1 protein-coding gene is annotated in these 1019 nt (G+C 47.6%); it reads right to left on the reverse strand.

From position 1 onward, the window contains the following. Window positions 1-949 (reverse strand): LacI family DNA-binding transcriptional regulator (locus tag R7E47_RS25395; protein WP_318085594.1); only part of this gene is annotated, 949 nt, incomplete at its 3' end. Window positions 950-1019 lie beyond the last annotated feature (70 nt).

The raw sequence follows: 1019 nt of genomic DNA on the forward strand, positions 1-1019 counted from the left end.
GCAACGGCTGCCCTTCAATCAGTGCCATCAACGATTCGATTGCGAGTTTACCCATGTCTGAGTAGGGCAGTTCAACCGACGTTAATGCTGGAAAGCTTTCAGAGGCGATTTGCTGATTATCGTAACCGACAACGGCAACATCCTGAGGAATCTTCAACCCCAACTCCGCTATCGCTTGGTAGCACCCCATTGCCATATAGTCGCTGCCACAGAAAATCGCTTCTGGCGGCTGCTCCATATTCAGTAGAGACAGTGTTTGCTGGTGCGCTTCTTTTAGCGACCAGTTTGCATCGACTAAATACTCTGAGTTAGGAATGATGTCTGCATCAATGAGAGCCTGACGATAACCATCGGCACGTTGCTTACTGGCTAGCATCCAACTTTCACCAGACAGCATGGCAATGCGACGATAACCTTGCGCTGTGAGGTGTGAAACTGCTTTGTAAGCTCCAATCATATCGGCCGGCAAAATACTTGGCGTTTCGGTGTGTTCTTCGTTGGTGCAGTTCAGCAGCACAGTCGGTAAGGAAGTTGTGACGCGTTGCTGCTCCAACTCTCGCGTCATACTGGATGCGTAAACCAAACCTGCGTAATCACCGCCGTTTATCTCCGACTCAATCTTGCTTGCCAACACTTCATCATGGCTGTAATTGAACGTCACCAATATGTAGTCGTTCGACCACGCTTCTTCTCTCGCTGCATTGATGGCATCGATAAATGGGTCATAACTGGTTAAGCCGTTGATCACCAATGCGATCTTTTTAGGGCGTCCCAAAGCATGGGCAACCTTTTTGTTTTTGTAGCCAAGTGATTCTGCGGTTTCGAGCACTTTACGTTTGGTCGCTTCCGCGATTTTTACGGAAGTTGAGCCATTCAATACCAGCGATACGGTCGACTGAGAGACGCCAGCCGCCGCCGCAATGTCACTCATGGTGATTTTTTTAGCCATTCTGTTCTTTTACTTAATTTCGTTAGCTAAAGATATTAGCTAAAGATTAAGTTCGGATCATCCTTTAAAG

Source organism: Vibrio sp. Vb1026 (assembly GCF_033338745.1).
GTDB lineage: Bacteria > Pseudomonadota > Gammaproteobacteria > Enterobacterales > Vibrionaceae > Vibrio > Vibrio alginolyticus.